This window comes from Rhizobium sp. C104, from assembly GCF_022354505.1.
In the GTDB taxonomy this organism is placed as follows: Bacteria; Pseudomonadota; Alphaproteobacteria; order Rhizobiales; family Rhizobiaceae; genus Rhizobium; species Rhizobium redzepovicii.
Window position 1 is genome coordinate 3,107,244 of record NZ_CP092348.1, and the last position, 22,230, is coordinate 3,129,473.

Here is a 22,230-nt window from a genome sequence, read left to right on the forward strand (position 1 = left end):
TGGAGAACATCATGTCCTGCAAACTCATCGCAATATCCCTCCTTTCCATCAGCCTTGCCGGCTCGACCATGGCGCAGACGGCTGGTGGTGCAAATTCCAGCGGGCGGCTTTCGGTGGCGCCTGTTATCGGCGGCTCGGGAAGTTCCGGCTCAGGCTCGGCGGGCACCGGATCCGGCGGCACTGGTTCGGCGGGCAGCGGTTCCGTCGGCACCGATACCGGCACCACCGGCAGCACGAGCGGCAATGCCACGGGCACTGGCGGCGTCGAACTCAACATCGACCGCAGCACGATCAATCCCGGCGGGGTCAATCCTGATCTCAAGCCGACGCCGGGTTGCACCGCCGGCTCCGGGGATACCGGCTCGGGCGGCGAGGCCTGCCCGCAGTGAGGATAGGGCGGATGTCCGCCTGATTGGATAAGGGCCTGGGGCTGGGCGCCGGGCCTTCGTTTCGCTGCCGTCAAACCGCATAAGACAACGGTTGCCGTGAGAACTGCTTTACCGGCCGGTTTCCAGGACGTAATAGTACCACATCCCTCCGCAAGCGGCGATCGCCCTGCCCAGCCTGCCGTTTTCCGGCATCTGCGGAGCACCCGAAGAGGATCGTCATGTCGAATGCAGCGCATCGCTCGAACCGCGTGCTTGTCGTCGCCACCATCATGCTCGCCACTTTCATGGTGGCGATCGAGGCGACGATCGTGGCGACCGCGATGCCGCGCATCGTCGGGGAGCTCGGCGGCTTTTCCTATTACAGCTGGGTGTTTTCAGCCTTCCTGCTGGCACAGTCGACGACGACGGTTATCTACGGCAAGCTTTCCGACATCTTTGGGCGCAAGCCGGTGCTGATCGGCGGCATACTGATCTTCCTGGTCGGCTCTTTGCTCTGCGGGCTTGCCTGGTCGATGATGTCGCTGGTGCTGTTCCGGCTGCTGCAGGGGCTGGGCGCCGGGGCCATCCAGCCGGTGACGACGACGATCATCGGCGATCTCTTCAAGCTCGAGGAGCGCGGCCGCGTCCAGGGCTTCATGGCGACCGTCTGGGCGACCTCGGCTGTCGTCGGGCCGCTGGCCGGCGGCATCATCGTCGACAATATCTCCTGGGCCTGGATCTTCTGGATCAACCTGCCGATCGGCGTCATCTCAATCATCGCCTTCATGCTCTTCCTGAAGGAGGACGTGGCGCACAAGCAGGCAAAGATCGATTACCTCGGCTCGGTGCTGTTTTCGATCTCGATCGTGGCACTTCTCGTCATGCTGACGGAAACCGATGCCAGCGCCTGGATCCTGCTGTCGCTTTTCGCCGTCTTCGTGGTCTCGGGCATCCTTTTCCTGGCCCAGGAGAGGCGGGCGCCGGAGCCGATCATCTCGATCCCGCTGTGGAGCCGAAGGCTGATCGCGACCAGCAATGCGGCGACGCTGCTGGCCGGCATGGCGCTGATCGGGCTTTCGACAATCCTGCCGCTCTATGTGCAAGGCGTGCTCGGCCGCTCGCCTCTTGTCGCCGGCTTCACGCTCACCATGCTCGTCGTCGGCTGGCCTTTGGCGGTGATGCTCTCCGGCCGTTTCTACAGGGCCTTCGGCATCCAGCGCACCTTGCGCGTCGGCAGCCTGATGTTTCCCTTCGGCGCCTGTTTCCTGTTGTTCCTGACCCCCGACAGTTCGCCGATCGTTGCCGGCGCCGGCTCCTTCTTCATGGGCTTCGGCATGGGTCTCATCAGCCTCACCAGCATCGTGCTGGTGCAGGACAGCGTCGAATGGTCGATGCGCGGCAGCGCCACTTCGTCGATCATCTTTTCCCGCAGCCTCGGCAATACGCTCGGCGCCACCGTGCTGGGCGCCATCCTCAATGCCGGCATCAATCATTATGCGGGCGGCGAGGCGGCGGCCGGCCTGCATGCCGCGCTGAACCAGCCGACCGGGCTGTCGGCGCTCGCCGCCGATCCGGCGATCCGCGCCGTCTTCAATGCGGCGCTGCATTGGAGCTTCTGGGGCGTTGTGGTCGTCGCGGTGCTGACCTTCGTCACCACCTGGCTGATCCCGGTCGCGCATGGCCGGAAAAGCGGGGCGCGGCTGTCGCAAGCGAGGCGACCTCGCATTAAACGATTCGGCTCTCGACGCTCAAGCCGGGCCTGACACGCCATCCCGGATATCGAAGCGAATAATCTTATCTGCTTCGATGCGGAAGACATGCGTGACGATCTTGTCCCGCAGGCCGTGGGTTTGCCCCTGCAGCGGCCGGCTGTCCAAGTCGAAGACCGACTGGATCACCTCGACGGCAAGGGCGCCGTCTTCGGTTTTTTCGAATGCGACCGGCTCGACATGCGGACTGATGACAGCCCACTGACGAGTCCAATAATCGCGCACGGCCTCACGGCCATGGATATGGCCGCCCTCCATGCCGTTGGCCCAGGTGACATCATCAGAAAGGACGGCAAGGACCGCGTCGATGTCTCTCGCATTGAAGCTGGCATAGATGCGCTTGATCATTTCGATGTCATTCTGCGGCATATCGCTTCCCCGATGGTGATTGAAACATTCGGTGTCGAAACGGCATTGTCGAAGACCGCTCATGGAGATATATACGTACATATATATCTTGTGGTCAAGCGCATGAGAACGGGGAAGCAGATGGGCGAAGACGTGCTGTCAACACCGGGGCATCTCATCAGTCTTGCGGCGCGGGGCTTTGCTCGGCTGAGCGAGATGCGCCTCAAACCGCTCGGCTTCGGTGTCGGCCAGTTGCCGGTGCTAGTGGCGCTTGGAGATGGCACGGCAAGCACGCAGCGAGACCTCGCCCGCTTTGCCAGGGTCGAGCAACCGCCGATGGCACAAATGCTCGCCCGCATGGAGCGGGACGGCTTGATCGAACGGACGCGCGACCCGGCTGACGGGCGCAGCAGCCACATCGTGCTGACGAAGGCGGCGCGGGAAGGCATGCCGGAAGCTGTTGCGGCCTTGTTCCAGGGAAACAGCGAGGCATTGGCAGGGTTTACGGAGGCGGAAGCGGCACAGCTCGTCGATCTGCTCAAGCGGCTGATCGACAATCTGGATCGGATTGCCGGCGCGGAGGCTTCGGCGGGCGAGCGGTAACCGCCATATCCTGGGCACAGAATTATAGGCAATATGGGACTTATGAGAGGAACGCTTATGCACAAAGGATCCTGTTTGTGTGGCGCCGTAACTTTTGAGATCGAGGGCGGTTTGCAAGCGCCAGACGCCTGCCACTGCTCCAAATGCCGAAAACAATCCGGGCACTTTTTCGCTTCAACCGACGTACCTCGACGTCAGATCACGATCCAAGGAGACAAACATATCACCTGGTATCAATCCTCGGAAAAGGTGAGGCGTGGATTTTGCACGATATGCGGATCATCTTTGTTTTGGGATCCACCGCATCGAGACTGGATTGCTGTCGCGATGGGTGCATTTGATAGCCCGACCGAAACCAAACTAAAAATGCATATCTTTGTCGCTGATAAGGGCGACTACTACGATATCACCGACAACCTCCCCCAGAATGAGCAATAGAAAACGAAGGCCCACCGGGCACCGCGACCAAGCGAAAGCCAGGTTCTCTTCAGGGGCTGCGCCTCTTGTTCGAGGCCGTGCCGGCCTTTCGCGGGGAGCGACGGTTCTCCAGAACGCGTGACAGCAAGTTCCGTTTTCTCTTGCGCTTGATGAGGTCGATATCGCTGACGAGCTTTGCGCCGCCCTCGCGCCGTTCCAGGGTGATCTTGCGGCTATGGAAGACTTCGAGCTCGGCGCGATGCGCGACGCTGATGATGGTCACCTCCGGCAATTCATGGATCACCATCTGCATCATCTTATCCTGGCTCTTTTCGTCGAGTGCCGAGGTCGCTTCATCGAGCACGATGATATCGGGCGTATGCAGCAGCAGGCGCGCAAAGGCGAGCCGCTGCTTTTCGCCGCCCGACAGGGTCTGGTCCCATGGCGCGTCTTCCTCGATCTTGTCGTTCAGGTAAGCCAGTCCCACCTTGTCGAGGGCCGCCTTGATCTCATCGGACGTCCAGCTATCGGCAGCGCCGGGATAGGCGACTGCGCGGCGCAGCGTCCCGGAAGGAATGTAGGGTCGTTGCGGCAGCATGAACAAGCGGCGGTCGGCGTGGAAATTGACGCTGCCGTCACCCCAGGGCCAAAGACCGGCGATGGCCCGCACCAGTGTGCTCTTGCCAGAACCGGATTCTCCGGAGACGAGCACCCGCTCGCCGGGTTCGATCGCCACCCGGGTTTCCGTGACCACGGCGGTGCCGTCGTCGAGCGAGACGGAGAGATCGTTCAGGCTGAGCATCGCCTCGCCTTCCGTTTCGCCGCGCTTGATGCGGCCGAGCGCGTCGCTCTGTTCGGCCCGCTCCAGCCCGTCGAGCGACATCATCAGCGACGCGATGCGGCGGGCGCAGGCGTTCCAATCGGCAAGGCGGGGATAGTTGTCGACCAGCCATCCGAACGCGCCCTGGACGATGGCGAAGGCTGAGGCTGCCTGCATGACCTGTCCGAGCGTCATGCTGCCTTCGAGAAATTTTGGAGCGCACAGCAACACCGGCACGACCGGGGCAATCAGCATGGATCCATGCGACACCAGCGTCGTGCGCATGTGCTGGCGGGCAAGCAGCGCCCATTGCCCGAGCACATTGGCGAAGGTCTTGTGGAGGTCGTTGCGCTCCTCCTCTTCGCCGCCGAGCAAGGCTATGCTCTCGCCGTTTTCGCGCACATGCGTCAGCGTATATCGAAATTCGGCTTCGGTTTGATTTTTGGCCTCGGAGACCTGGACGAAACGGCGGCCGATGAATGCCATCGAACTGGAGGTGATTGCGGCATAGAGGACTGCGGTGACGACGAGAAAGCCGGGAATGGTGACGGTGAAGCCTGCGATCGGCAGCGTCAACGCCCCGCCGATCGTCCAAAGCACGACAATGAAGGTGGAGGCCGCCAGGAATGCGGAAATGACCCCGGCGATGAAATCGACAGGGGCTTCGGTGGCAATCCGCAAATCCTCCGAAATACGCGCTTCGGGGTTCTTGTGGTCGCCGCCGATCAGGTTCAGCTGATAATAGCGGCCGTTTGCCAGCCAGCGTCCGATGACGGCGGTCGTCAGCCAGGACCGCCAGCGGCGCTGGATCATCATGCGAAGCGCGACCTGGGTGGTGACGACCGCGACGGTGCCGAGCACCAGCGGCACGAAGACGGCGCTCAGAAAATAGACGGTGCCGGCATCATGTCGCTCGATGGCATCGAAAATCCCCCGATTCCACAGATTGATTCCATATTGGAAGCCGACATTGATGCCGATCAGCGCCAGCAGCCCGAGTGTGCACGGCCAGGCGAACTTGTCGCCGCCGCGGCCCCAGTAATGGCGCGCGCTGATCCAGAAACGCTTGAGCAGATACTTCTTGCGCGCCTGCTCCGCCTCCTCGGGCGTGAGTTCCGGACCGGGTTCGACGACATCTGGAGGTGGAAGATCTGGCGGCGGCACGGCCTCGGCAGTCGATGGCTTATCCTCGGCCGTCGTCTCGGAACCCTGCGGTTCGGTGTCGTCGACCGATTTCGGTTTAAGTTTTGCGCCGCTCATAAGCACGATAACGGCTTATGGATCAGAAGGTTTCATCGTGCCGAAGTTTGGCGTTGTGCCGTATGGCCCCTCATCCGCCCCTGCGGGCCACCTTCTCCCCGTTGGGGAGAAGAGGGAGCAAGATGCGCCGACACTGCCCAAACGAACGCGCCTGTCCAAAGACACCCCATTCAATGGAATCGTTGGCGAAGCGGCATTCTCCCCTCTTCTCCCCAGCGGGGAGAAGGTGACCCGAGGGTCGGATGAGGGGGCTGCACGGCACGCCCTTTGTCGATTTTCGCTTACGCTCAGCCACTGTCGGTCGCCATCTGCGGCAGGGATTGCAACAGGGTCTGGCGGGCGGAGCGCAGGTGGATGCGGCAGGCTTTCTCGATTGCGGCCTGGTCGCCGGATTCGAGCGCTGCGATGTAATCCAGATGTTCGTGGATGGCGCGCTCGTTGCGTTCGCGGGCGGCGGTCTTGTTCCACTGGTAGTGATAGTGGAAGACGATGGCGATGGCGTCGTAGAAATCGGCGATGAAGCGGTTCTTCGAGGCGCGGTGGATCAGCAGGTGGAAGCGTTCGTCGAGGACGGAGAAATCCTTGAAGCGCTGGTTGATGTCGGCAAGCATGGCGTGATGTTCGTCACGGATGGCGGCGAGATCGGTCCAGGCCTGGCTGTCCCTGGCAAGCCGGCCGAATTCGGCAGCGGAATGCAGCTCGAACATCTCGCGCACATCGGCCAATTCGAGGGCGAATTCGCGGGTGAAGCCTTTCAGCGTCCAGTGGCTGTTCGGCCGTTTCTCGATGAGGCCGAAGCGGGAAAAGCGGATCAGGAACTCGCGCACGCTTGTCGTGCCGGTGCCGATCTCGCGGGCAAGTTCCAGCTCGTTGATCTGCATGCCGGGGGCGGCATCATCGGCAAGGATGCGCTGCATGAAGCTGCGCTCGATGATGTCATGCAGGGAGTCGGTTTCTTCGGAGGGAAAGAGGTCGCGGTCTGTGGGCTGGCGCAGTACGATCTTCTGGCGCTTGTTCCAGCGGATGATGCCTTCCTCGCTGAGGCGGGTCAGGATGGCGCGCGCGGTGGAGCGGCTGACGCCGAGCTGGGCGGCGATCTCCGGCTCAGAGGGCAGTGCGGTATCCGTGCGCAGAGCCACGGCATACCTGTTGTAGGCTTCCTTGAAGACCGTATTCTGCCTTGCCACCAGACCCCCGCTTTCCGCCCTCGTGCGCAATCGCCTCTGCATAGCAGGGCAAACAGACCGGGGCTTGTTCAAACGACCTTTAGCTTATTTCCAGTCGCCTGCGGCTCATTGCCTCCCTCGTCCACAGGATCAATATTCCCGTTGACTTGAAAATGTTTATTGTAGATAAAAAACAAAATCAATGCGCATTCGCCGGTGCAGCGAGTGTTTCCTGAATTCAAGAGTTGGAGCATGATGTCGTCCGAAACCGCTTAGATTTTTCGGTGTCATGCTCTGGGAGAAGAGACTTGGACAAACTGCCTTGGATCATCCTGTCGGCCGGTGACAATGTCGCGGTCGCAACGGCGGCCATCGCGCCGGGTTCGACGGTTGCCGGCATTGAAACCCGTGAAAAAATCGACCCCGGCCACAAGGTGGCGATCGCCGATATTCCGCTCGGCACCGCCGTGGTGAAATACGGACAGGCGATCGGCCGCACGACGGCGGAGGTCAAGGCCGGCGACCATGTGCACAGCCACAATCTGCATTTCGAAAACGACCGGCTGGCTGCGACCGCCAATTCGGCGCCGGAGACAGCGTCGAGCGAAGACAAGGCGCGCACCTTCATGGGCTATCGCCGCGCCGACGGGCGGGCTGCAACGCGCAACTATATCGGCATCATCGCCAGCGTGAACTGTTCCACCACGGTCTGCCGGGCGATCGCCGACGAGGCGAACCGGACAATCCTGCCGCATTATGACGGCATCGACGGCTTCGTGCCGATCGTGCATGACCAGGGCTGCGGCATGAGCTCGACCGGCGACGGCATGAACGTGCTGCACCGGACGCTGGCCGGCTATACAAGACATGTGAATTTCGGCGGCGTGCTGATGATCGGCCTCGGTTGCGAGGTCAACCAGTTGACGCTATACGGCCAGAGCGGTGCGGGTGCCTCCAAGCGGCATTTCAACATTCAGGATGCCGGCGGATCGCGCCGCGCGGTCGAGCGGGCCATGGGCATGCTGCGCGAAATTGCGGCCGATGTCGGCAGGGAAAAGCGTGTGCCGATGTCGGTCAGCGAGATCATCATCGGCTTGCAATGCGGCGGCTCGGACGGCTTTTCCGGCATCACCGCCAATCCGGCGCTGGGTGTCGCGGCCGATCTGCTGGCAGCCACCGGCGGCACGGCAATCCTGTCGGAAACCTCGGAAATCTATGGCGCCGAACATCTGCTGCGCAGCCGCGCCGTCAGCGACGAGGTGGCCAAGAAACTCGACGAGAAAATCGCCTGGTGGGAGGATTATGTCGCCCTGCACGGCGCCTCGCTGGACAACAACCCCTCACCCGGCAACAAACGCGGCGGCCTCACCACCATTCTGGAAAAGTCGCTCGGCGCCGTCGCCAAGGGCGGCCGCTCGCCGCTGACGGCGGTCTATGGTTATGCCGAGCGGGTCACCGCCCCCGGCCTCGTCTTCATGGACACTCCAGGCTACGACCCGGTCTCGGCAACCGGCCAGGTGGCCGGCGGGGCGAACATGATCGCCTTTACCACAGGCCGCGGCAGCTGCTTCGGCTGCCGGCCGGCGCCGTCGCTGAAGCTTTCCAGCAATTCGGCCCTCTATGCCTCGATGGAAGAGGATATGGACATCGATTGCGGCACGATCGCCACCGGTGACGCGACGATCAGCGGCAAGGGCCGCGAGATCTTCGAGCTGATCGTCGACACGGCCTCCGGCAAGAAGACCAAGAGCGAACTCTTCGGCTATGGCGACAATGAATTCGTGCCCTGGCATCTGGGGGCTACGCTCTAGTCCTTTGTTTTACGCAATTCCCGGAAAGCCCGCTTCGCGGTTTCCGGGAATGGCCAGAGAATTTCACGTTCTTCGCCAGGAGGCATGATGAAAACGAGACGGATCGGCAAGACCAAGCTTGAGGTGACCGAAATCAGCTTCGGCGCCGCAGCGCTCGGCGGCCTCTACCGCGCCTGCCCGCGCCAGCAGGCGATGGACACGCTGCAGGCGGCCTGGGACAGCGGCATCCGCTATTTCGACGTGGCGCCCTGGTACGGGCTCGGCCTGGCCGAACGCCGCGTCGGCGATTTCCTGCGCGACCAGCCTGATGGCTCATACGTGCTGTCGACCAAGGTCGGCCGGCTGCTCAGGCCGGTGCCGACCGGAACCGTGCCCGATTACAGCTATGTCGATCCGCTGTCCTTCGATGCCGATTACGACTATTCCTATGACGGCATCATGCGCTCGGTCGAGTTCAGCTATGCACGCCTCGGCCTCAACCGCATCGACATTCTCTACGTCCACGATATCGGCGTCTATACGCATGGCGCGGCGAAGAATGCCGTCTACCAGAAGCAGCTGCTCGATTCCGGCATCAAGGCGCTGGAAGAACTGAAATCCTCGGGCGCGATCTCCGCCTTCGGCCTCGGCGTCAACGAAGTGCCCGTCTGCCTCGACGTCATGCGCAACGCCGATCTCGACTGCATTCTGATGGCCGGCCGCTACACCCTGCTCGACCGCTCGGCGGTCGCCGAACTTTTGCCGCTCTGCCGGCAGAAGGGCACGTCGCTGGTCGTCGGCGGCGTCTTCAACTCAGGCATTCTCGCCACCGGCCCGGTGCCCGGTTCACATTTCGACTATATGCCGGCCGATGACGAGGTGCTTGCCAAGGTCGGCGCCATGGAGGCGATCGCCAAGCGCCACGGCGTGCCGCTGGCAGCACCCGCCCTGCAGTTTCCGCTGCTCGAACCGATCGTCGCATCGGTGCTGATCGGCACGGCCAAACCGTCGAGCCTGACGCGCAACATGGAAATCGTCGAACCACGGCTTGCCGACGAGATCTATGCCGAATTCGAACCCTATACGCTGGTCGCGCCGCCGCTCGGCGCCGAAGCGGTCCGAGTTCGAGGAGACATTATGCTGAAGGGTATTCATCCGCTGCTCGGCCCCGACCTGCTCCATGCGCTGAAGACGATGGGGCATGGCGACGATATCGTCATTTCGGACGCTAATTTTCCCTCAGGCTCGATGGGCCCGCCGGTCATCCGCGCCGACGGCGTCAGCGCCACCGCGATGGCTGAAGCGATCCTCGCCCATATGCCGCTCGACACTTTCGTGCCGGAAGCGGCCTGGCGGATGGAGGTGGTCGGCGACCCGCACGCCATGCCGGAGGTGTGCGCCGAGTTCCAACAGATCGTTGCCAGGCGCGCCGGCGATTTTGCGATCGTGCCGGTCGAACGCTTCGCCTTTTACGCGATGGCCCGCAAGGCTGCCTATATCGTCGCGACGACGGAATTCCGGCTCTACGGCAACCTGATTTTGAAAAAGGGCGTCGTGCATCCGCATGAGGTCGATCTCGGCTGATACCTACTTTAGGTTATCGTTGTATTGAAATGAAATCAGTTGCTTGGCAGGAGTTTACCAAAGCAAAAAAGCCGGATCGGCGCTCTTGCAATTTGATTGCGCCTCAGCTAGCTTCTGCCTGCAAATGTTTTTTATCGATAAAAATCGCCCGCCTGCGTTCAGCGGCCGATTTATTCGGAGGAGAACGCATCTTGAGAGGAGAACCCTTATGACCATCATGAAATCCCTTCTGTCGCGCCGCGCCTTTACCGCGCTTGCCGGCGCTGCCGTTATCGCCACGGCGATGCCGGTCACGTCCTTTGCCGCCGATGTGACGATCCCGATCATCGTCAAGGACACGACGTCCTTCTACTGGCAGATCGTTCTGGCCGGCGCCCGCAAGGCCGGCAAGGATCTCGGCGTCAACGTGCCGGAGCTCGGCGCCCAGGCCGAATCCGACATCAACGGCCAGATCAGCATTCTGGAGAACGCCGTTGCCGGCAAGCCGGCCGCCATCGTCATCTCGCCGACCGAATTCAAGGCGCTCGGCAAGCCGATCGATGAAGCCGCCAAGTCGGTACCGATCATCGGCATCGACTCAGGTGCCGATTCCAAGGCATTCAAGTCGTTCCTGACGACGGACAACGTCCAGGGCGGCCGCATCGCAGCCGACGGTCTTGCCGCCGCGATCAAGGAGATGACGGGCAAGGAAGAAGGCGAAATCGTCATCCTCACCAATCTTCCCGGCGTCGGCTCGCTGGAACAGCGCCGCGAAGGCTTCCTGGATCAGATCAAGACCAAGCATCCCGGTCTCAAGGTCATCGCCGACAAATACGGTGACGGCCAGGCAACCACCGGCCTCAACATGATGACCGACCTGATCACGGCCAATCCGAAGCTCGTCGGCGTCTTCGCCTCGAACCTCATACTGGCACAGGGCGTTGGCCAGGCGATCGCCGAAAACAAGCTCGGCGACAAGATCAAGGTCATCGGCTTCGACAGCGACGACAAGACGGTTGGCTTCCTCAAGGACGGCGCCATTGCCGGCCTCGTCGTCCAGGACCCCTATCGCATGGGCTATGACGGCGTGAAGACCGCGCTTGCCGTCTCCAAGGGCGAAAAGGTTCCGGAAAATGTCGATACCGGCGCCAACCTCGTCACCAAGGCGAACATGGCCGATCCGAAGATCGACGCGCTCCTGAACCCGAAGATCAAGTAATCCGACAAGAACGGGCCGCGCCGGCTTTCTAAAAACCGGCGCGGCCTTTTCCATCCATGCTATGGTTTGCCAGGGTGGAAATGAGACGACCAAGAAGAGGAGAGGTCCATGATCGGACTGGAAGAGGTCAGTCATCGCCATGATGACAGCGCCACGCTGAAAGAAGCCAATCGCATCCCGACCGGATCGCCTATCCTCGAACTTAAGGGCCTGCAAAAGAATTACGGTCATGTCCAGGCGCTGAAGCCGGCGACGCTGACCTTTCTGGCCGGAGAGATCCACGCCATCGTCGGCGAAAACGGCGCCGGCAAATCCACCCTGATCAAATTGCTCACCGGCGTCATTACCCGCACGGCCGGCGAGGTCCTGTGGTGCGGCCATCCGGTAGGACTGTCGACCCCGAACGAGGCGATCGCCCGCGGCATCAACGCCGTCCACCAGGAAGTCGTGCTCTGCCGGCACCTGACGGTCGCCGCCAACCTCTTCCTCGGCGACGAGGTCAACCGCTACGGCCTGATGCGCAAGAAGCAGATGGTGAAAATGGCGCAGGCCGTGCTCGACGATCTCGGCTTCGGCCTGCCGGCGGCCGCGCTTCTGAGCTCACTGACCATCGGCCAGCAGCAGTTGGTGGCAACCGCGCGGGCGGCGATGCGCGGCACCCAGTTCCTGATCTTCGACGAACCGACAGCCTATCTGACGCGCCAGGAATCCGCACAGCTGTTCAAGCTGATCCGCCGGCTGCAAGGCGAAGGCGTCACCATCGTCTATATCAGCCACCGCATGGAGGAAGTCTTCGAACTGGCCGACCGTGTCTCGGTGCTGCGCGACGGCACGCATGTCGGCACACGGCTGATCGGCGAGACCAACGATGCTGAGCTGATCGCTTTGATGATCAACCGCTCGATCGAGCAGATCTACCACAAGGAAGAGATTGCGATCGGCGGGACGATCGTCGAGGTCAAGGGGCTTTCGGGTCCGGGCTTCGAGGACGTGTCGCTCAGCGTCAAAGCCGGGCAGATTGTCGGGCTCTACGGGCTGATCGGCGCCGGACGCAGCGAATTCGCGCTCGGCCTCTACGGACGCCAGCCGATCAGCGCCGGTGACATCGAATGGATGGGCAAGCGCGTCGATATCCGAAACGAACGCACGGCGATGGAACTCGGCATTGCGCTGGCGCCGGAAAGCCGGCGCGACCAGGGGCTTTGCCTCAACCTGCCGATCGGCCTCAACATCAACCTGCCGGTCTTCGGGCGCCTTAGCCAAGGACCAGTGATCAGTCATACGCGCGAAGCGGCCAATGCCGACAAGCAGATCCGCGATCTCAGCATCAAGACGCCGAGCCGGCGCGTGCCGGCCTCCAGCATGTCGGGCGGCAACCAGCAGAAGATCGTCATCGGCAAGTGGCTGAGCCACGGCGCAAGACTGTTCATCTTCGACGAGCCGACCGTCGGCGTCGACGTCGGCACCAAGGCGGAAATCTACAGGCTGTTCGCCAAGCTTCTGAAGGAGGGGGCGGGCATCATCCTGATTTCCTCCTACCTGCCTGAAGTCTACGAACTGGCCGACCGGCTGCACGTCTTCCGCGGCGGCAAGCTCGTCGCCAGCCATGATTTCCACGCGGCGACGCATGAACAAGTGCTCAGCGAAGCGATCGGCGTCTGAGCACAAGCAATTCCAGCAAAAGTGCGCTGCGGTTTTGCGTTCGGAAATTGCGTGAGAACAAAGAGATAGAGAATTTCCGTCATTCGGAAAAACGAAAATTCTCTAAGAGGGAGAAAATTCATGACTGCCACCCCCACCGAAATCGTCGCGCCGCCGCCGCGCCGGAAGATGAACATCCTGTTCGGCCTGACCCTGATCGGGTTGCTGATCTTCCTCTGGATCGTACTCGGCTTCGTCACCGCTAGCTTCTGGACGCCGCTCAACATTTCCAACCTGCTGCGCCAAGGCGCGATGACGGCAATCCTCGCACTCGGCCAGACCTTCGTCATCATCACCGCCGGCATTGATCTGTCGGTCGGCGCGATCGTCGGCTTTTGCACCGTCATCATCGCCTGGCTGTTGCAGGCGGGGGTGCCGCTCTGGGGAGCGATCGTGCTGACGCTCGCCATCGGTGTGGCGATCGGCGCCTTCCACGGTTTCGGCATTGTCCATATGGGCCTGCCGCCCTTCATCATCACGCTGGCAACGCTGACATCGCTGCGCGGCATTGGCCTGCTGATCACCAACGGTTCGACGATCAGCATCACCGATGAGGGTTTCAGCAATTTCGCCCGCGCCGATTTCCTCGGCATTCCGAGCCTGTTCTGGATGGTCATCCTGGTGGCGGTGCCATCCTTCGTGTTCCTGCATCTCAGCCGCTGGGGCCGTTATCTCTTCGCCGTCGGTTCGAATGCGGAAGCTGCCCGCCTTTCCGGCGTCAACGTCAAGGGCATGATCTACCTCGCCTATATCCTGTCGGCCGGCTTTGCCGCCTTCGTCGGCGTGCTGCTCGCCTCGCGCATCGCCATCGGCAATGCGACGCAGGCCGACGGCTGGGAATTGCAGGCGATCGCCTCCTCTGTCATCGGCGGCACCAGCCTGTTCGGCGCGGTCGGCTCGGTGCACGGGCCGCTGATCGGCGCCTTCATCCTCGCCACCATCAACAACGGCGCCAACCTTCTGAACGTCAACTCCTTCTGGCAGCGCATCATCACCGGTCTCTTGATCATCGTGATCGTCTTCTTCGACCAGCTGCGCCGCCGCAAGAGCAATTGAGAAACTCAGAGAAGCCGGTCGCACAGGCCGGCTTCTTCAATTTCCAGGAATGCGAGACCTGTCATGAAAGCAGTTGTTTGCCGCGAACCCGGCGTGCTCGAGATCGTCGAGCGGCCATCTCCCGCCGCACCGGCGCCCGGCTGGGTGCGCCTGGCGGTCAGCCATGTCGGCATCTGCGGCACGGATTATCATATCTTCGAGGGCAAACACCCTTTCCTCGAATATCCCCGGGTGATGGGGCACGAGATCTCGGCGACGGTCATCGCAGCCGGCGACGGCGTAACGCTTGCGGCCGGCACACCTGTTATCGTCAACCCCTATCTCTCCTGCGGCCAATGTGTCGCCTGCCGCCAGGGCAAGCCGAATTGCTGCACCAACATCAAGGTGCTCGGCGTCCATACCGACGGTGCCTTCTGCGAGGAGATTTCTGTTCCGGCAGGCAATCTCTATCCCGCCAAGGGCCTCAGCCTGGAGGCGGCGGCGACAACGGAATTTTTGGCGATCGGCGCCCACGCGGTGCGCCGCTCGCTGGCCGGCGCCGGCGCGCGCGCCCTCGTCATCGGCGCCGGCCCGATCGGCCTCGGCGCGGCGATCTTCTCGCGCATTGCCGGTCACGAGGTGACGCTGCTCGATACCAGTGCCGAACGACTGCAGATGGCATCGGAGCGCTTCGGCTTTACCTCCGGCATCGTCGCCGGTGAGAAAACCTTAGAGGCTGTGCGGGAAAAAACCGATGGCGACGGTTTCGACGTCGTCTTCGACGCCACCGGTTACGGCCCGTCGATGGAAAAAGCCTTCTCCTTCGTCGCCCATGGCGGCGCATTGGTGCTGGTCAGCGTCGTCAAGGACGATATCCGCTTCTCCGACCCGGAATTCCACAAACGCGAGATGATGGTCATCGGCAGCCGCAACGCCACCCGCGTCGATTTCGAGCATGTGGTCGATTCGATCGCCAAGGGGCTGGTGCCGGTGGATAAACTGATTACCCACCGGACGGCGCTGGCCGATACGCCGCAAGATCTGGCGCGCTGGGCGCATGAGAAGAGCGGGTTGATCAAGGCGGTGATCAGGGTTGGAGATTAGGGTAAGACGGTAGCATGCACGTGGAGTGCGTCGTGGATACTCGGGTCAAGCCCGAGTATGACGGAGGGTGGGGAAACCACGCGGCAAGGGCCGGGACGCTTGGAGCAATTCCATCAAAGGTGGGCGCCCGTTTTATGTCCGGGATCGCGTAAAAATAGGGAAAACCCGCGGTCCCAATTTGCTTGTCGTTTGGTGTCTACGGCACCTACTTGCCGCAGCGCCCACACCACACTCCGTCGTCCTCGGGCTTGACCCGAGGACCCATGCCGCAAGCACTGCATTCGCGTTTCAAAATCGCAAAACGCTTTCCGTCCGGAATTGCGAGACCGCTAACGCTCCATTGACGCAATCGCCCTGCACATCTCCCTGACCACCGCACTATCCGTCCGGTTCGCGCTTTTCGCCTCGAAACCAAAGGCGACCGCGCAGGGGTCGGCGCTTTCCACAGGTGAGCTGCAGGATCCATGGACCTCGCGGGCGCCGGTTGCCTGCAAGATGGCGGTGACATTGGCGGGGCGGATGCCGCTGCCGGGCATGATGGATATGCGGCCGGCGGCCCTTGCCGAGAGGCGTTTCAGGGTTTCGGTTCCGTCGGCCGCCTTCGGCGCGCAGCCGGATGTCAGGATGCGCTCAACGCCGAGTTCGACCGCCTGTTCCAGCGCCTGATCGGCATCCGGCACCAGATCGAACGCCCGATGCAGCGTCGAGCCGAGGCCTGTCGCATGCGCCTTCAGGCGGTGGATCAGCGGCATGTCGAGCGTACCATCAGGCCGGTTGGCGCCGATGACGACCCCGGCCAGGCCTGCGGCGCGCACGGCGTCGATATCGAGCATCATCGCTTCCTCGTCCGCCCTGTCGAAGATGAAGGGACCGGCATGCGGGCGGATCATTGCGTAGACGCGAATACGCGCCCTGGCGGCGATCCGCATCAAGCTCGGCAGCGGCGTCAGACCGCCGAGCTCCAGCGCCGAACAAAGCTCGATGCGGTCGGCGCCGCCCTCGATGGCGGCGGCGAGGCCATTGGCGCTATCCACGCACACTTCCAGCAGGATCGTCATGCCGCGCTCTCCCTAACTCTTTCGGTCTGCGCGACAGGCTCAGACGTGATTCTCGCCGCCGCCTCGATGATGACGGCGCAGGCATCGGCGGCGGCTTTGCGATGATTGAAGGCGACGTGATAGGACATCGGCAGATGTTCGTCGAGATCGACAATGCGCACCTTATCAGCGATCGGCATGGCGCTGACGCGGCCCAAGAAGGAAACGTAGCCGTGATTGGCGACGAGGTCGACGATCACGGGCAGCGAATCCGCCGCAGTGATATCCTGGCTGCGGAACCGCCGGTTCGGGCCACGCTCATAGCTGAAGGCCATGGCCGCGTGGCCGAGGCCGGTGCGCGGGCTCGGCATGCAGATGGCATGGCCGGCGACGAGATCGGCGACATTCGTTTCGGTGCTATCCGGCGGCGCGATCACCACCATGTCGGTCTGCAGCAGCTCGCGATGGCGGAAGCTTTCCAGCCCGAAGACCGAATCCAGGATGGCGACATCGATGCGGCCACTCTTTAGCGCCTCGCGCAGATCGTCGGCGGTCATCGAGACCAGCGATATCGCATTGTTGCTGCGCCGCGCATTCCATTCCGAAACCAGCGAACCCAGGCAGCGCGCCACCCAGCTTTCCGATCCCGTGGGGATGATCGAGCCGATGCGCAGCGACCGGACGGTGCGCCGATATCGCTCGTCGGCCGAAGACTTCAGATCGTTCCATGCCTGGCTGATCGCCGTGAAGACCTGGTAGGCGCGCCTGCCCTCCTCCGTCAGCACCGAGCCCTGCGCCTGCCGCTCGAACAGGCGGCCACCCAGAAATTTCTCCAGGTTGGCAAGCTGAAGCGAAAGCTGCGGCTGACCCAGGCCAAGACGGCGGGCGGCGCGATTGATGCTGCCCTGATCGGCGACTTCGAGAAAGCGCTCCATCGTGACGATCTTGAGGGGAATGCGCGATGCCCAGGCCGCGTGGGCATCGGCGGCCGCAGCGTCATGACCGGCGAATTGACCGAGTTCGCCGATTGCCGCCGTGATCGGCACCAGTCCCTCCAGCACCCTGCCGCTGGCGAGCAGCGTCACCAGCTCGCCGGAGGCGCGTTCCGTCAGCTTCATCGCCAGCTCTGTTTCGAGATGGCGGATGGCCGTCGAGACAGTGGAGGGCGACAGCTGGAAGCGCCGCGCGGTCTCGCGCACCGAACCGGAGGTCAGCACATGGTGGCTTATGAACAGGGCGCCGAGATGCAAAAGGGCTGGCTCCGGAAAGCGCTGGAAAAACCGGACGATATGATGTGTTCACGAAAAAAGATATCCCTGCATCGTAAGAGGCGGGCTATCGTTTCCGTCATAGAAAAATCCGGGCGGCGGCAATCCGCAACAGAGCACCGGACCACCGCGGAAACACGCAAGGGGACAAAAACAAATCGCGCCGGCCCTGGAAAAGGGAATGCGTTTCCACGCGTGGAGATGCATTCGCCGCCATAATCGTGCCGCGACTGCAAATACTGGAGGGGGCTTGCATCGATTTTTCGGGCGTGCACGCTATTTCCATGACGCACGCAATTCCGGCATGGTGGCGACGTCGTCGCGCTGGCTGGCGAACTTCTGTGCGCAGAGCTCCCGCTCGGAGCTTGCGCACCTGCATAATGCAGCAATTCAAAGTGCTAACAGTGTCAACCAAGGGGATATTCCATGCTGAAGAAACTCGCACTCGCCGTCTCGCTCTCCGCCTTCGCGGCGGGTGCGTCTCACGCCGCGGATGTCGTCGTCTCGTCGAAGATCGACACGGAAGGCACGCTGCTCGGCAATGTCATTGCGCTTGCGCTCGAAGCCAACGGCATCAAGACGCAGGACCGCATCGCGCTCGGCGCCACGCCGGTCGTGCGCAAGGCGATCACCGCAGGCGAAATCGACATCTATCCGGAATATACCGGCAATGCCGGCTTCTTCTTCAACAAGGCCGACGATGCCGCCTGGAAGAATATCGACCAGGGTTACGAGCTGGCGAAGAAGCTCGATTACGACGCCAACAAGATCGTCTGGCTGACGCCGTCGCCTGCCAATAACACCTGGGCGCTCGCCGTGCGCAGCGACGTCGCGGAACCGAACAAGCTGAAGAGCCTCACGGACTTCGGCAAATGGGTCGCCGGCGGCGGTGCCGCCAAGCTGGCGGCGTCTGCCGAATTCGTCAATTCAGCCGGCGCGCTTCCCGCCTTCCAGACGACCTACGGCTTCCAGCTGAAGCCCGACCAGATGGTCGTTCTCTCCGGCGGCGACACGGCGGCGACGATCAAGGCGGCCGCCGACCAAACCAACGGCGTCAACACCGCCATGGTCTATGGCACGGATGGCGCGATCGAAGCGGCCGAGCTCACCGTTCTCGAAGACGACAAGAACGTGCAGCAGGTCTATGCGCCGACGCCGATCATCCGCGAAGAGGTGCTGAAAGCCAATCCGAAGATCGAGGAAGTGCTCTCGCCGATCTTCAAGAGCCTGACCGCCGACGAGTTGCGCAAGCTCAATGCCAAGATCCAGGTCGACGGCGAGCCGGCGAAATCCGTCGCTGAAGCCTATCTCAAGGAAAAAGGCTTCCTGAAATAATCATCACTCGCTCCGCCCGATTGCGGGCGGAGCCCCCTCTGCTGATAGGGTTGGCCGGACGGGATTGCTCAGACAGGGTTGATTTGATGGAAGAAACCTCAGCGGTCCGCAGGCTGGACCGGCTCGGCGTGGTTCTGGTGGCGGGCGGCATTGCGGCGACGGCACTGATGCCGTTCATCTATGTCAAGGCGAACCGCATCGCCGCCGGCAAGCCGATGCTGCTGACGCAGCTTCTTCCCCAGCCTTCCGTCATCTTCCTGACCGTGCTGCTTATTCTCACGGCCTTGGCGACGCTGTTTCTCCGCAATGCTCTCGCCCGGCTCGTGATCGCCACACTCTGCCTTGCGGCGCTGGTCGTTGCGATCGGCCTCGTCTCGACGGCGGCGACACCGCCCGGCAGCACGGTGGCGCGGATGACGCCCGGCGGCGGCTTCTGGGTGCTGTTTGCGGTGATCGGGCTCGTCATCTCGGATGCGCTGGTGAAAATAAGGCTGGCGCCCTGGATGCGGGTCGCGGCCCTTGCGGGCTACACCGCGCTGCTCTTCATCTCGCTCGCCTCCGGCCTGCTCGACAGCCTGTCGATCATGAAGGAGTTCTCGACGCGGGCGCCGCAGTTCGAGACGGAAGCGATCTCGCATCTGCTGCTGGCCTTCGGTTCGCTCGCCATCGCCATCATCCTCGGCCTGCCGCTGGGCATCCTCTGCTTCTGGGTGCCGAAGCTGCGCGCCATCGTGCTGCAGGGCCTCAGCCTCATCCAGACGATCCCCAGTCTTGCGCTCTTCGGCCTGTTGATGCTGCCGCTCGGTTATCTCGCCACCCATGTGGCGCTGGCATCGGCCATCGGCATTCGCGGCATCGGCACGGCGCCCGCCTTGATCGCGTTGGTGCTCTATTCGCTGCTGCCAATCGTTGCCAACACCGTCGTCGGCCTGCAGGGCGTCGACCCCTCGGTGCGCGATGCCGCGGCCGGCATGGGGCTGACGCGCCGGCAGATCCTCACCGGCATCGACATGCCGCTTGCCTTTCCGGTCATCCTCACCGGCATCCGCATCGTGCTGGTGCAGGCGATCGGCATGGTGACGATCGCCGCGCTGATCGGCGGCGGCGGCTTCGGCATCTTCATCTTCCAGGGACTCGGCCAGACGGCCATGGACCTCGTCCTGCTCGGCGCCGTGCCGACCGTCTTCTTCGCCTTCTCATCGGCCGTCATCCTCGATGCGGTCATCGACAGTATCCGGGGATCCGCCGCATGAGCATGATCGAGATCAGGAACGTCACCAAGCGCTATGGCACGGCCACCGTCGTCGACAATGTCTCGATGCAGGTCGAGAAGGGCGAGATTACCGTCATCGTCGGTACCTCCGGCTCCGGCAAATCGACACTGATGCGGATGATCAACCGGCTGGTGCCGATCACCGAGGGCGAGATTTTCGTCGGCGGGCAGAATGTGATCGACGTCGAGGTGACGGAGCTTCGCCGCAAGATCGGCTATGCGATCCAGGGGCACGGGCTCTTCCCGCACCGCACCGTGGCGCAGAATATCGCCACCGTGCCGCAGCTTCTCGACTGGGATTCGGCCCGTATCGCCAGACGGGTCGAGGAACTGCTTGGATTGTTCAACCTCGATCCGGCAACTTTCGCCGACAAATATCCGCACCAGCTTTCCGGCGGCCAGCAGCAGCGCGTCGGGGTCGCCCGGGCACTGGCGGCCGAGCCGGAACTGCTGTTGATGGACGAACCCTTCGGCGCGCTCGATCCGGTCATCCGCGGCAAGGCGCAAGACGATCTCTTGGCGATCCAGAAGCAGTTCGGCACGACTGTCATTCTCGTCACCCACGACATGGATGAGGCCTTCCATCTCGGCAATCAGATCGCGGTGATGAGCCAGGGCAGATTGCTGCAATGCTCGACGCCGGAAAAGATCCTCACCGAACCCGCCGACCCCTTCGTCCAGCAATTAACCGGGACGTCCGACCGGGCCTTGAAGCTGATGTCGCTGCTGCCGCTGAAGGAGAGCATGGAGCCGGCCAAGAATGGCCTCGCCTATGCCCTGCCGCAGTCGCTCAGCCTGCGTGATGCGCTGGCCGAGATGATCTGGCAGGGGGTCGATGAGGCGGCCGTGCAGGACGGCGAAAAGGCGCCTGTGGGATCGATCTCGATGACGCGGCTTCTCGAACTGGGCCGCAAGGCATGAAGCTCCTCGTCGCCAATCTCTTCCGCCTGGCGGCGCTCGCCCTGCTCCTGATCCTGCTGTTCAGGACGGAGTGGCTCTCCTTCCTGCTCACGCCGCTGACCAACAACAATGCGCCTGCCGTCTATACGCAGAACAGCCTTGCCTCGCTTGCTGTCGGGCATCTGCAGCTGGTGATCGGCTCGATCGTCTGCAGCGCCGTGCTTGCCGTTGTCGGCGGCATCTTCGTGACACGGGAAAGCGGGGCTGACTTTCTGCCGCTGTCGCGCGCCATCGCCAATGCCGGGCAGACGTTTCCGCCGGTCGCGGTGCTGGCGCTCGCCGTTCCCGCCACCGGTTTCGGCGCCATGCCGACGCTGATCGCGCTCTTTCTCTACGGCCTGCTGCCGATCTTCGAAAATACTGTTGCCGGCTTGAAGCAGGTTTCGCCGCAGGTTCTCGATGCCGCTGACGGCATGGGCATGAACGGCACGCAGCGGCTCTTTCGCGTCGAGCTTGCCGCTTGCCCTGCCGCTAATCCTCGAGGGGCTGAAGGTCGCGACCGTCATCAATATCGGCACGGCGACGATCGGCTCGACGGTTGCGGCCAAGGGTCTCGGCGAGGTCATCATCGCCGGGCTGATCTCCGACAATACCGCCTTCATCCTGCAGGGCGGCCTGATCGTCGGCCTGATGGCGGTGCTGATCTATGACGCCATGGGCCTCGTCGAAGCGGCGATTACGCGAAGAATCGGCTTGCGCGCGGCGTAAAAGGACGGGTACCAAGACTGCCGTAATTGATGATAATGGGAGGCAGACTTGGCGAAGATGATCCACTCCATGATCCGCGTTCTCGATGAGGCGCGCTCCGTTGAATTCTACGAGAGGGCGTTCGGCCTTTCAGTCGCCGACCGCGTCGATTTCGAAACCTTCACGCTGATCTATATGAGCAATGCCGAGACCGGCTTCGAGCTGGAACTGACCGTCAACAAGGGCCGGACCGCGCCTTACGATCCCGGCAATGCCTATGGCCATCTCGCCGTCTCCGTCGAAGAGGTGGCGGTCGAGCGCGAGCGGCTGTCGAAGCTCGGACTCAATCCGGGCGAACTGGTGGAGCTCAACCGCGACGGCAAGCTCTTCGGCCTGTTCTTTTTCATCAGCGATCCCGACGGCTACAAGATCGAGGTGCTGCAGCGCCACGGCCGGTTTCTCTGACGCATCTGACGCCGAACCCCCGAGACGTTCCAAACCACAAAT

19 protein-coding genes and 3 pseudogenes are annotated in these 22,230 nt (G+C 62.4%); 17 read left to right on the forward strand and 5 right to left on the reverse strand.

The genetic code is table 11. The features are described from left to right. Window positions 1-11 precede the first annotated feature (11 nt). Together MF410_RS16535 and MF410_RS16540 are read left to right on the forward strand one after the other, a co-directional pair. A complete protein-coding gene (locus tag MF410_RS16535; RefSeq protein ID WP_097624763.1) occupies window positions 12-389 on the forward strand; it encodes a hypothetical protein in 378 nt (125 codons plus the stop codon). Window positions 390-607: 218 nt separating this feature from the next. Continuing rightward, window positions 608-2,097, forward strand: a pseudogene (locus MF410_RS16540) (MFS transporter). A 19-nt stretch (window positions 2,098-2,116) separates the two neighbouring features. Here MF410_RS16540 and MF410_RS16545 read toward each other — a convergent pair. Further along, on the reverse strand, window positions 2,117-2,506 hold the full coding sequence (locus MF410_RS16545) for a nuclear transport factor 2 family protein (protein WP_097624761.1): 390 nt from the start codon (window positions 2,504-2,506) through the stop codon (window positions 2,117-2,119). A 120-nt stretch (window positions 2,507-2,626) separates the two neighbouring features. On the opposite strand from MF410_RS16545, the gene MF410_RS16550 reads away from it, so the two are divergent. Together MF410_RS16550 and MF410_RS16555 are read left to right on the forward strand one after the other, a co-directional pair. Further along, window positions 2,627-3,088 carry a MarR family transcriptional regulator gene (locus MF410_RS16550; protein ID WP_097624760.1) on the forward strand — a complete coding sequence of 154 codons (462 nt, stop codon included), beginning with the start codon at window positions 2,627-2,629 and terminating at the stop codon, window positions 3,086-3,088. A 57-nt stretch (window positions 3,089-3,145) separates the two neighbouring features. Continuing rightward, complete coding sequence (locus tag MF410_RS16555) at window positions 3,146-3,526, forward strand: GFA family protein (RefSeq protein WP_097624759.1); 381 nt, start codon at window positions 3,146-3,148, stop codon at window positions 3,524-3,526. 49 nt (window positions 3,527-3,575) lie between these two features. Here the strand turns inward: MF410_RS16555 and MF410_RS16560 are convergent, their stop codons facing one another. Next, on the reverse strand, window positions 3,576-5,585 hold the full coding sequence (locus tag MF410_RS16560) for an ABC transporter ATP-binding protein/permease (RefSeq protein WP_097624758.1): 2,010 nt from the start codon (window positions 5,583-5,585) through the stop codon (window positions 3,576-3,578). Window positions 5,586-5,872: 287 nt separating this feature from the next. Continuing rightward, window positions 5,873-6,772 (reverse strand): GntR family transcriptional regulator, encoded by a 900-nt coding sequence (locus MF410_RS16565; RefSeq protein WP_097624757.1) that lies wholly within the window; start codon window positions 6,770-6,772, stop codon window positions 5,873-5,875. A 287-nt stretch (window positions 6,773-7,059) separates the two neighbouring features. On the opposite strand from MF410_RS16565, the gene MF410_RS16570 reads away from it, so the two are divergent. From MF410_RS16570 to MF410_RS16600, 7 genes and pseudogenes are all read left to right on the forward strand, one after another. Further along, entirely contained in the window at window positions 7,060-8,562 is a 1,503-nt protein-coding gene (locus tag MF410_RS16570) for an altronate dehydratase family protein (protein ID WP_097624756.1), read from the forward strand. 87 nt (window positions 8,563-8,649) lie between these two features. Further along, window positions 8,650-9,666: pseudogene (locus MF410_RS16575) on the forward strand (aldo/keto reductase); the annotation flags it as partial. 12 nt (window positions 9,667-9,678) lie between these two features. After that, on the forward strand, window positions 9,679-10,125 hold the full coding sequence (locus MF410_RS16580) for an RbsD/FucU domain-containing protein (RefSeq protein ID WP_097624754.1): 447 nt from the start codon (window positions 9,679-9,681) through the stop codon (window positions 10,123-10,125). A 208-nt stretch (window positions 10,126-10,333) separates the two neighbouring features. Beyond that, window positions 10,334-11,323 carry an ABC transporter substrate-binding protein gene (locus MF410_RS16585; RefSeq protein WP_097624753.1) on the forward strand — a complete coding sequence of 330 codons (990 nt, stop codon included), beginning with the start codon at window positions 10,334-10,336 and terminating at the stop codon, window positions 11,321-11,323. A 108-nt stretch (window positions 11,324-11,431) separates the two neighbouring features. Next, the gene (locus tag MF410_RS16590) at window positions 11,432-12,985 is read left to right on the forward strand and encodes a sugar ABC transporter ATP-binding protein (RefSeq protein WP_097624752.1); all 1,554 of its coding nucleotides are present in this window, start codon (window positions 11,432-11,434) and stop codon (window positions 12,983-12,985) included. Window positions 12,986-13,105: 120 nt separating this feature from the next. Further along, window positions 13,106-14,080 carry an ABC transporter permease gene (locus tag MF410_RS16595; protein WP_097624751.1) on the forward strand — a complete coding sequence of 325 codons (975 nt, stop codon included), beginning with the start codon at window positions 13,106-13,108 and terminating at the stop codon, window positions 14,078-14,080. A 63-nt stretch (window positions 14,081-14,143) separates the two neighbouring features. Continuing rightward, window positions 14,144-15,163, forward strand: coding sequence for a zinc-binding alcohol dehydrogenase family protein (locus MF410_RS16600; RefSeq protein ID WP_097624750.1), 1,020 nt, complete (start codon window positions 14,144-14,146; stop codon window positions 15,161-15,163). Between the two features lie 329 nt (window positions 15,164-15,492). Here the strand turns inward: MF410_RS16600 and MF410_RS16605 are convergent, their stop codons facing one another. After that, entirely contained in the window at window positions 15,493-16,221 is a 729-nt protein-coding gene (locus MF410_RS16605; RefSeq protein ID WP_097624749.1) for a copper homeostasis protein CutC, read from the reverse strand. Further along, on the reverse strand, window positions 16,218-17,450 hold the full coding sequence (locus MF410_RS16610; RefSeq protein ID WP_097624748.1) for a LysR family transcriptional regulator: 1,233 nt from the start codon (window positions 17,448-17,450) through the stop codon (window positions 16,218-16,220). The genes MF410_RS16605 and MF410_RS16610 overlap by 4 nt, the downstream gene beginning before the upstream one ends. Between MF410_RS16610 and MF410_RS16615 the strand changes: the two genes are divergently transcribed. From MF410_RS16615 to MF410_RS16640, 6 genes and pseudogenes are all read left to right on the forward strand, one after another. Further along, on the forward strand, window positions 17,418-17,687 hold the full coding sequence (locus MF410_RS16615; RefSeq protein ID WP_179867086.1) for a hypothetical protein: 270 nt from the start codon (window positions 17,418-17,420) through the stop codon (window positions 17,685-17,687). The two genes, MF410_RS16610 and MF410_RS16615, sit on opposite strands and share 33 nt — an antisense overlap. A gap of 207 nt (window positions 17,688-17,894) precedes the next feature. Beyond that, complete coding sequence (locus MF410_RS16620; protein WP_097624747.1) at window positions 17,895-18,803, forward strand: ABC transporter substrate-binding protein; 909 nt, start codon at window positions 17,895-17,897, stop codon at window positions 18,801-18,803. Between the two features lie 86 nt (window positions 18,804-18,889). After that, window positions 18,890-20,056 carry an ABC transporter permease gene (locus MF410_RS16625; protein WP_097624746.1) on the forward strand — a complete coding sequence of 389 codons (1,167 nt, stop codon included), beginning with the start codon at window positions 18,890-18,892 and terminating at the stop codon, window positions 20,054-20,056. Further along, the gene (locus MF410_RS16630) at window positions 20,053-20,997 is read left to right on the forward strand and encodes an ABC transporter ATP-binding protein (protein ID WP_239619895.1); all 945 of its coding nucleotides are present in this window, start codon (window positions 20,053-20,055) and stop codon (window positions 20,995-20,997) included. The genes MF410_RS16625 and MF410_RS16630 overlap by 4 nt, the downstream gene beginning before the upstream one ends. Beyond that, a pseudogene (locus tag MF410_RS16635) lies at window positions 20,994-21,744 on the forward strand (ABC transporter permease). Before MF410_RS16630 ends, MF410_RS16635 begins: the two are co-directional and overlap by 4 nt. 48 nt (window positions 21,745-21,792) lie before the next feature. Beyond that, window positions 21,793-22,188: a VOC family protein gene (locus tag MF410_RS16640; protein ID WP_130681037.1), complete on the forward strand. Its 396-nt coding sequence runs from the start codon at window positions 21,793-21,795 to the stop codon at window positions 22,186-22,188. Window positions 22,189-22,230 lie beyond the last annotated feature (42 nt).

Coding starts and splice junctions, on each gene's coding strand:
- MF410_RS16630 (WP_239619895.1), top strand. CDS start 20,053: ATGAGCATGATCGAGATCAGGAACGTCACCAAGCGCTATGGCACGGCC.
- MF410_RS16555 (WP_097624759.1), top strand. CDS start 3,146: ATGCACAAAGGATCCTGTTTGTGTGGCGCCGTAACTTTTGAGATCGAG.
- MF410_RS16580 (WP_097624754.1), top strand. CDS start 9,679: ATGCTGAAGGGTATTCATCCGCTGCTCGGCCCCGACCTGCTCCATGCG.
- MF410_RS16605 (WP_097624749.1), bottom strand. CDS start 16,221: ATGACGATCCTGCTGGAAGTGTGCGTGGATAGCGCCAATGGCCTCGCC.
- MF410_RS16550 (WP_097624760.1), top strand. CDS start 2,627: ATGGGCGAAGACGTGCTGTCAACACCGGGGCATCTCATCAGTCTTGCG.
- MF410_RS16600 (WP_097624750.1), top strand. CDS start 14,144: ATGAAAGCAGTTGTTTGCCGCGAACCCGGCGTGCTCGAGATCGTCGAG.
- MF410_RS16595 (WP_097624751.1), top strand. CDS start 13,106: ATGACTGCCACCCCCACCGAAATCGTCGCGCCGCCGCCGCGCCGGAAG.
- MF410_RS16590 (WP_097624752.1), top strand. CDS start 11,432: ATGATCGGACTGGAAGAGGTCAGTCATCGCCATGATGACAGCGCCACG.
- MF410_RS16545 (WP_097624761.1), bottom strand. CDS start 2,506: ATGCCGCAGAATGACATCGAAATGATCAAGCGCATCTATGCCAGCTTC.
- MF410_RS16625 (WP_097624746.1), top strand. CDS start 18,890: ATGGAAGAAACCTCAGCGGTCCGCAGGCTGGACCGGCTCGGCGTGGTT.
- MF410_RS16620 (WP_097624747.1), top strand. CDS start 17,895: ATGCTGAAGAAACTCGCACTCGCCGTCTCGCTCTCCGCCTTCGCGGCG.
- MF410_RS16585 (WP_097624753.1), top strand. CDS start 10,334: ATGACCATCATGAAATCCCTTCTGTCGCGCCGCGCCTTTACCGCGCTT.
- MF410_RS16535 (WP_097624763.1), top strand. CDS start 12: ATGTCCTGCAAACTCATCGCAATATCCCTCCTTTCCATCAGCCTTGCC.
- MF410_RS16560 (WP_097624758.1), bottom strand. CDS start 5,585: ATGAGCGGCGCAAAACTTAAACCGAAATCGGTCGACGACACCGAACCG.
- MF410_RS16615 (WP_179867086.1), top strand. CDS start 17,418: ATGGTGGCTTATGAACAGGGCGCCGAGATGCAAAAGGGCTGGCTCCGG.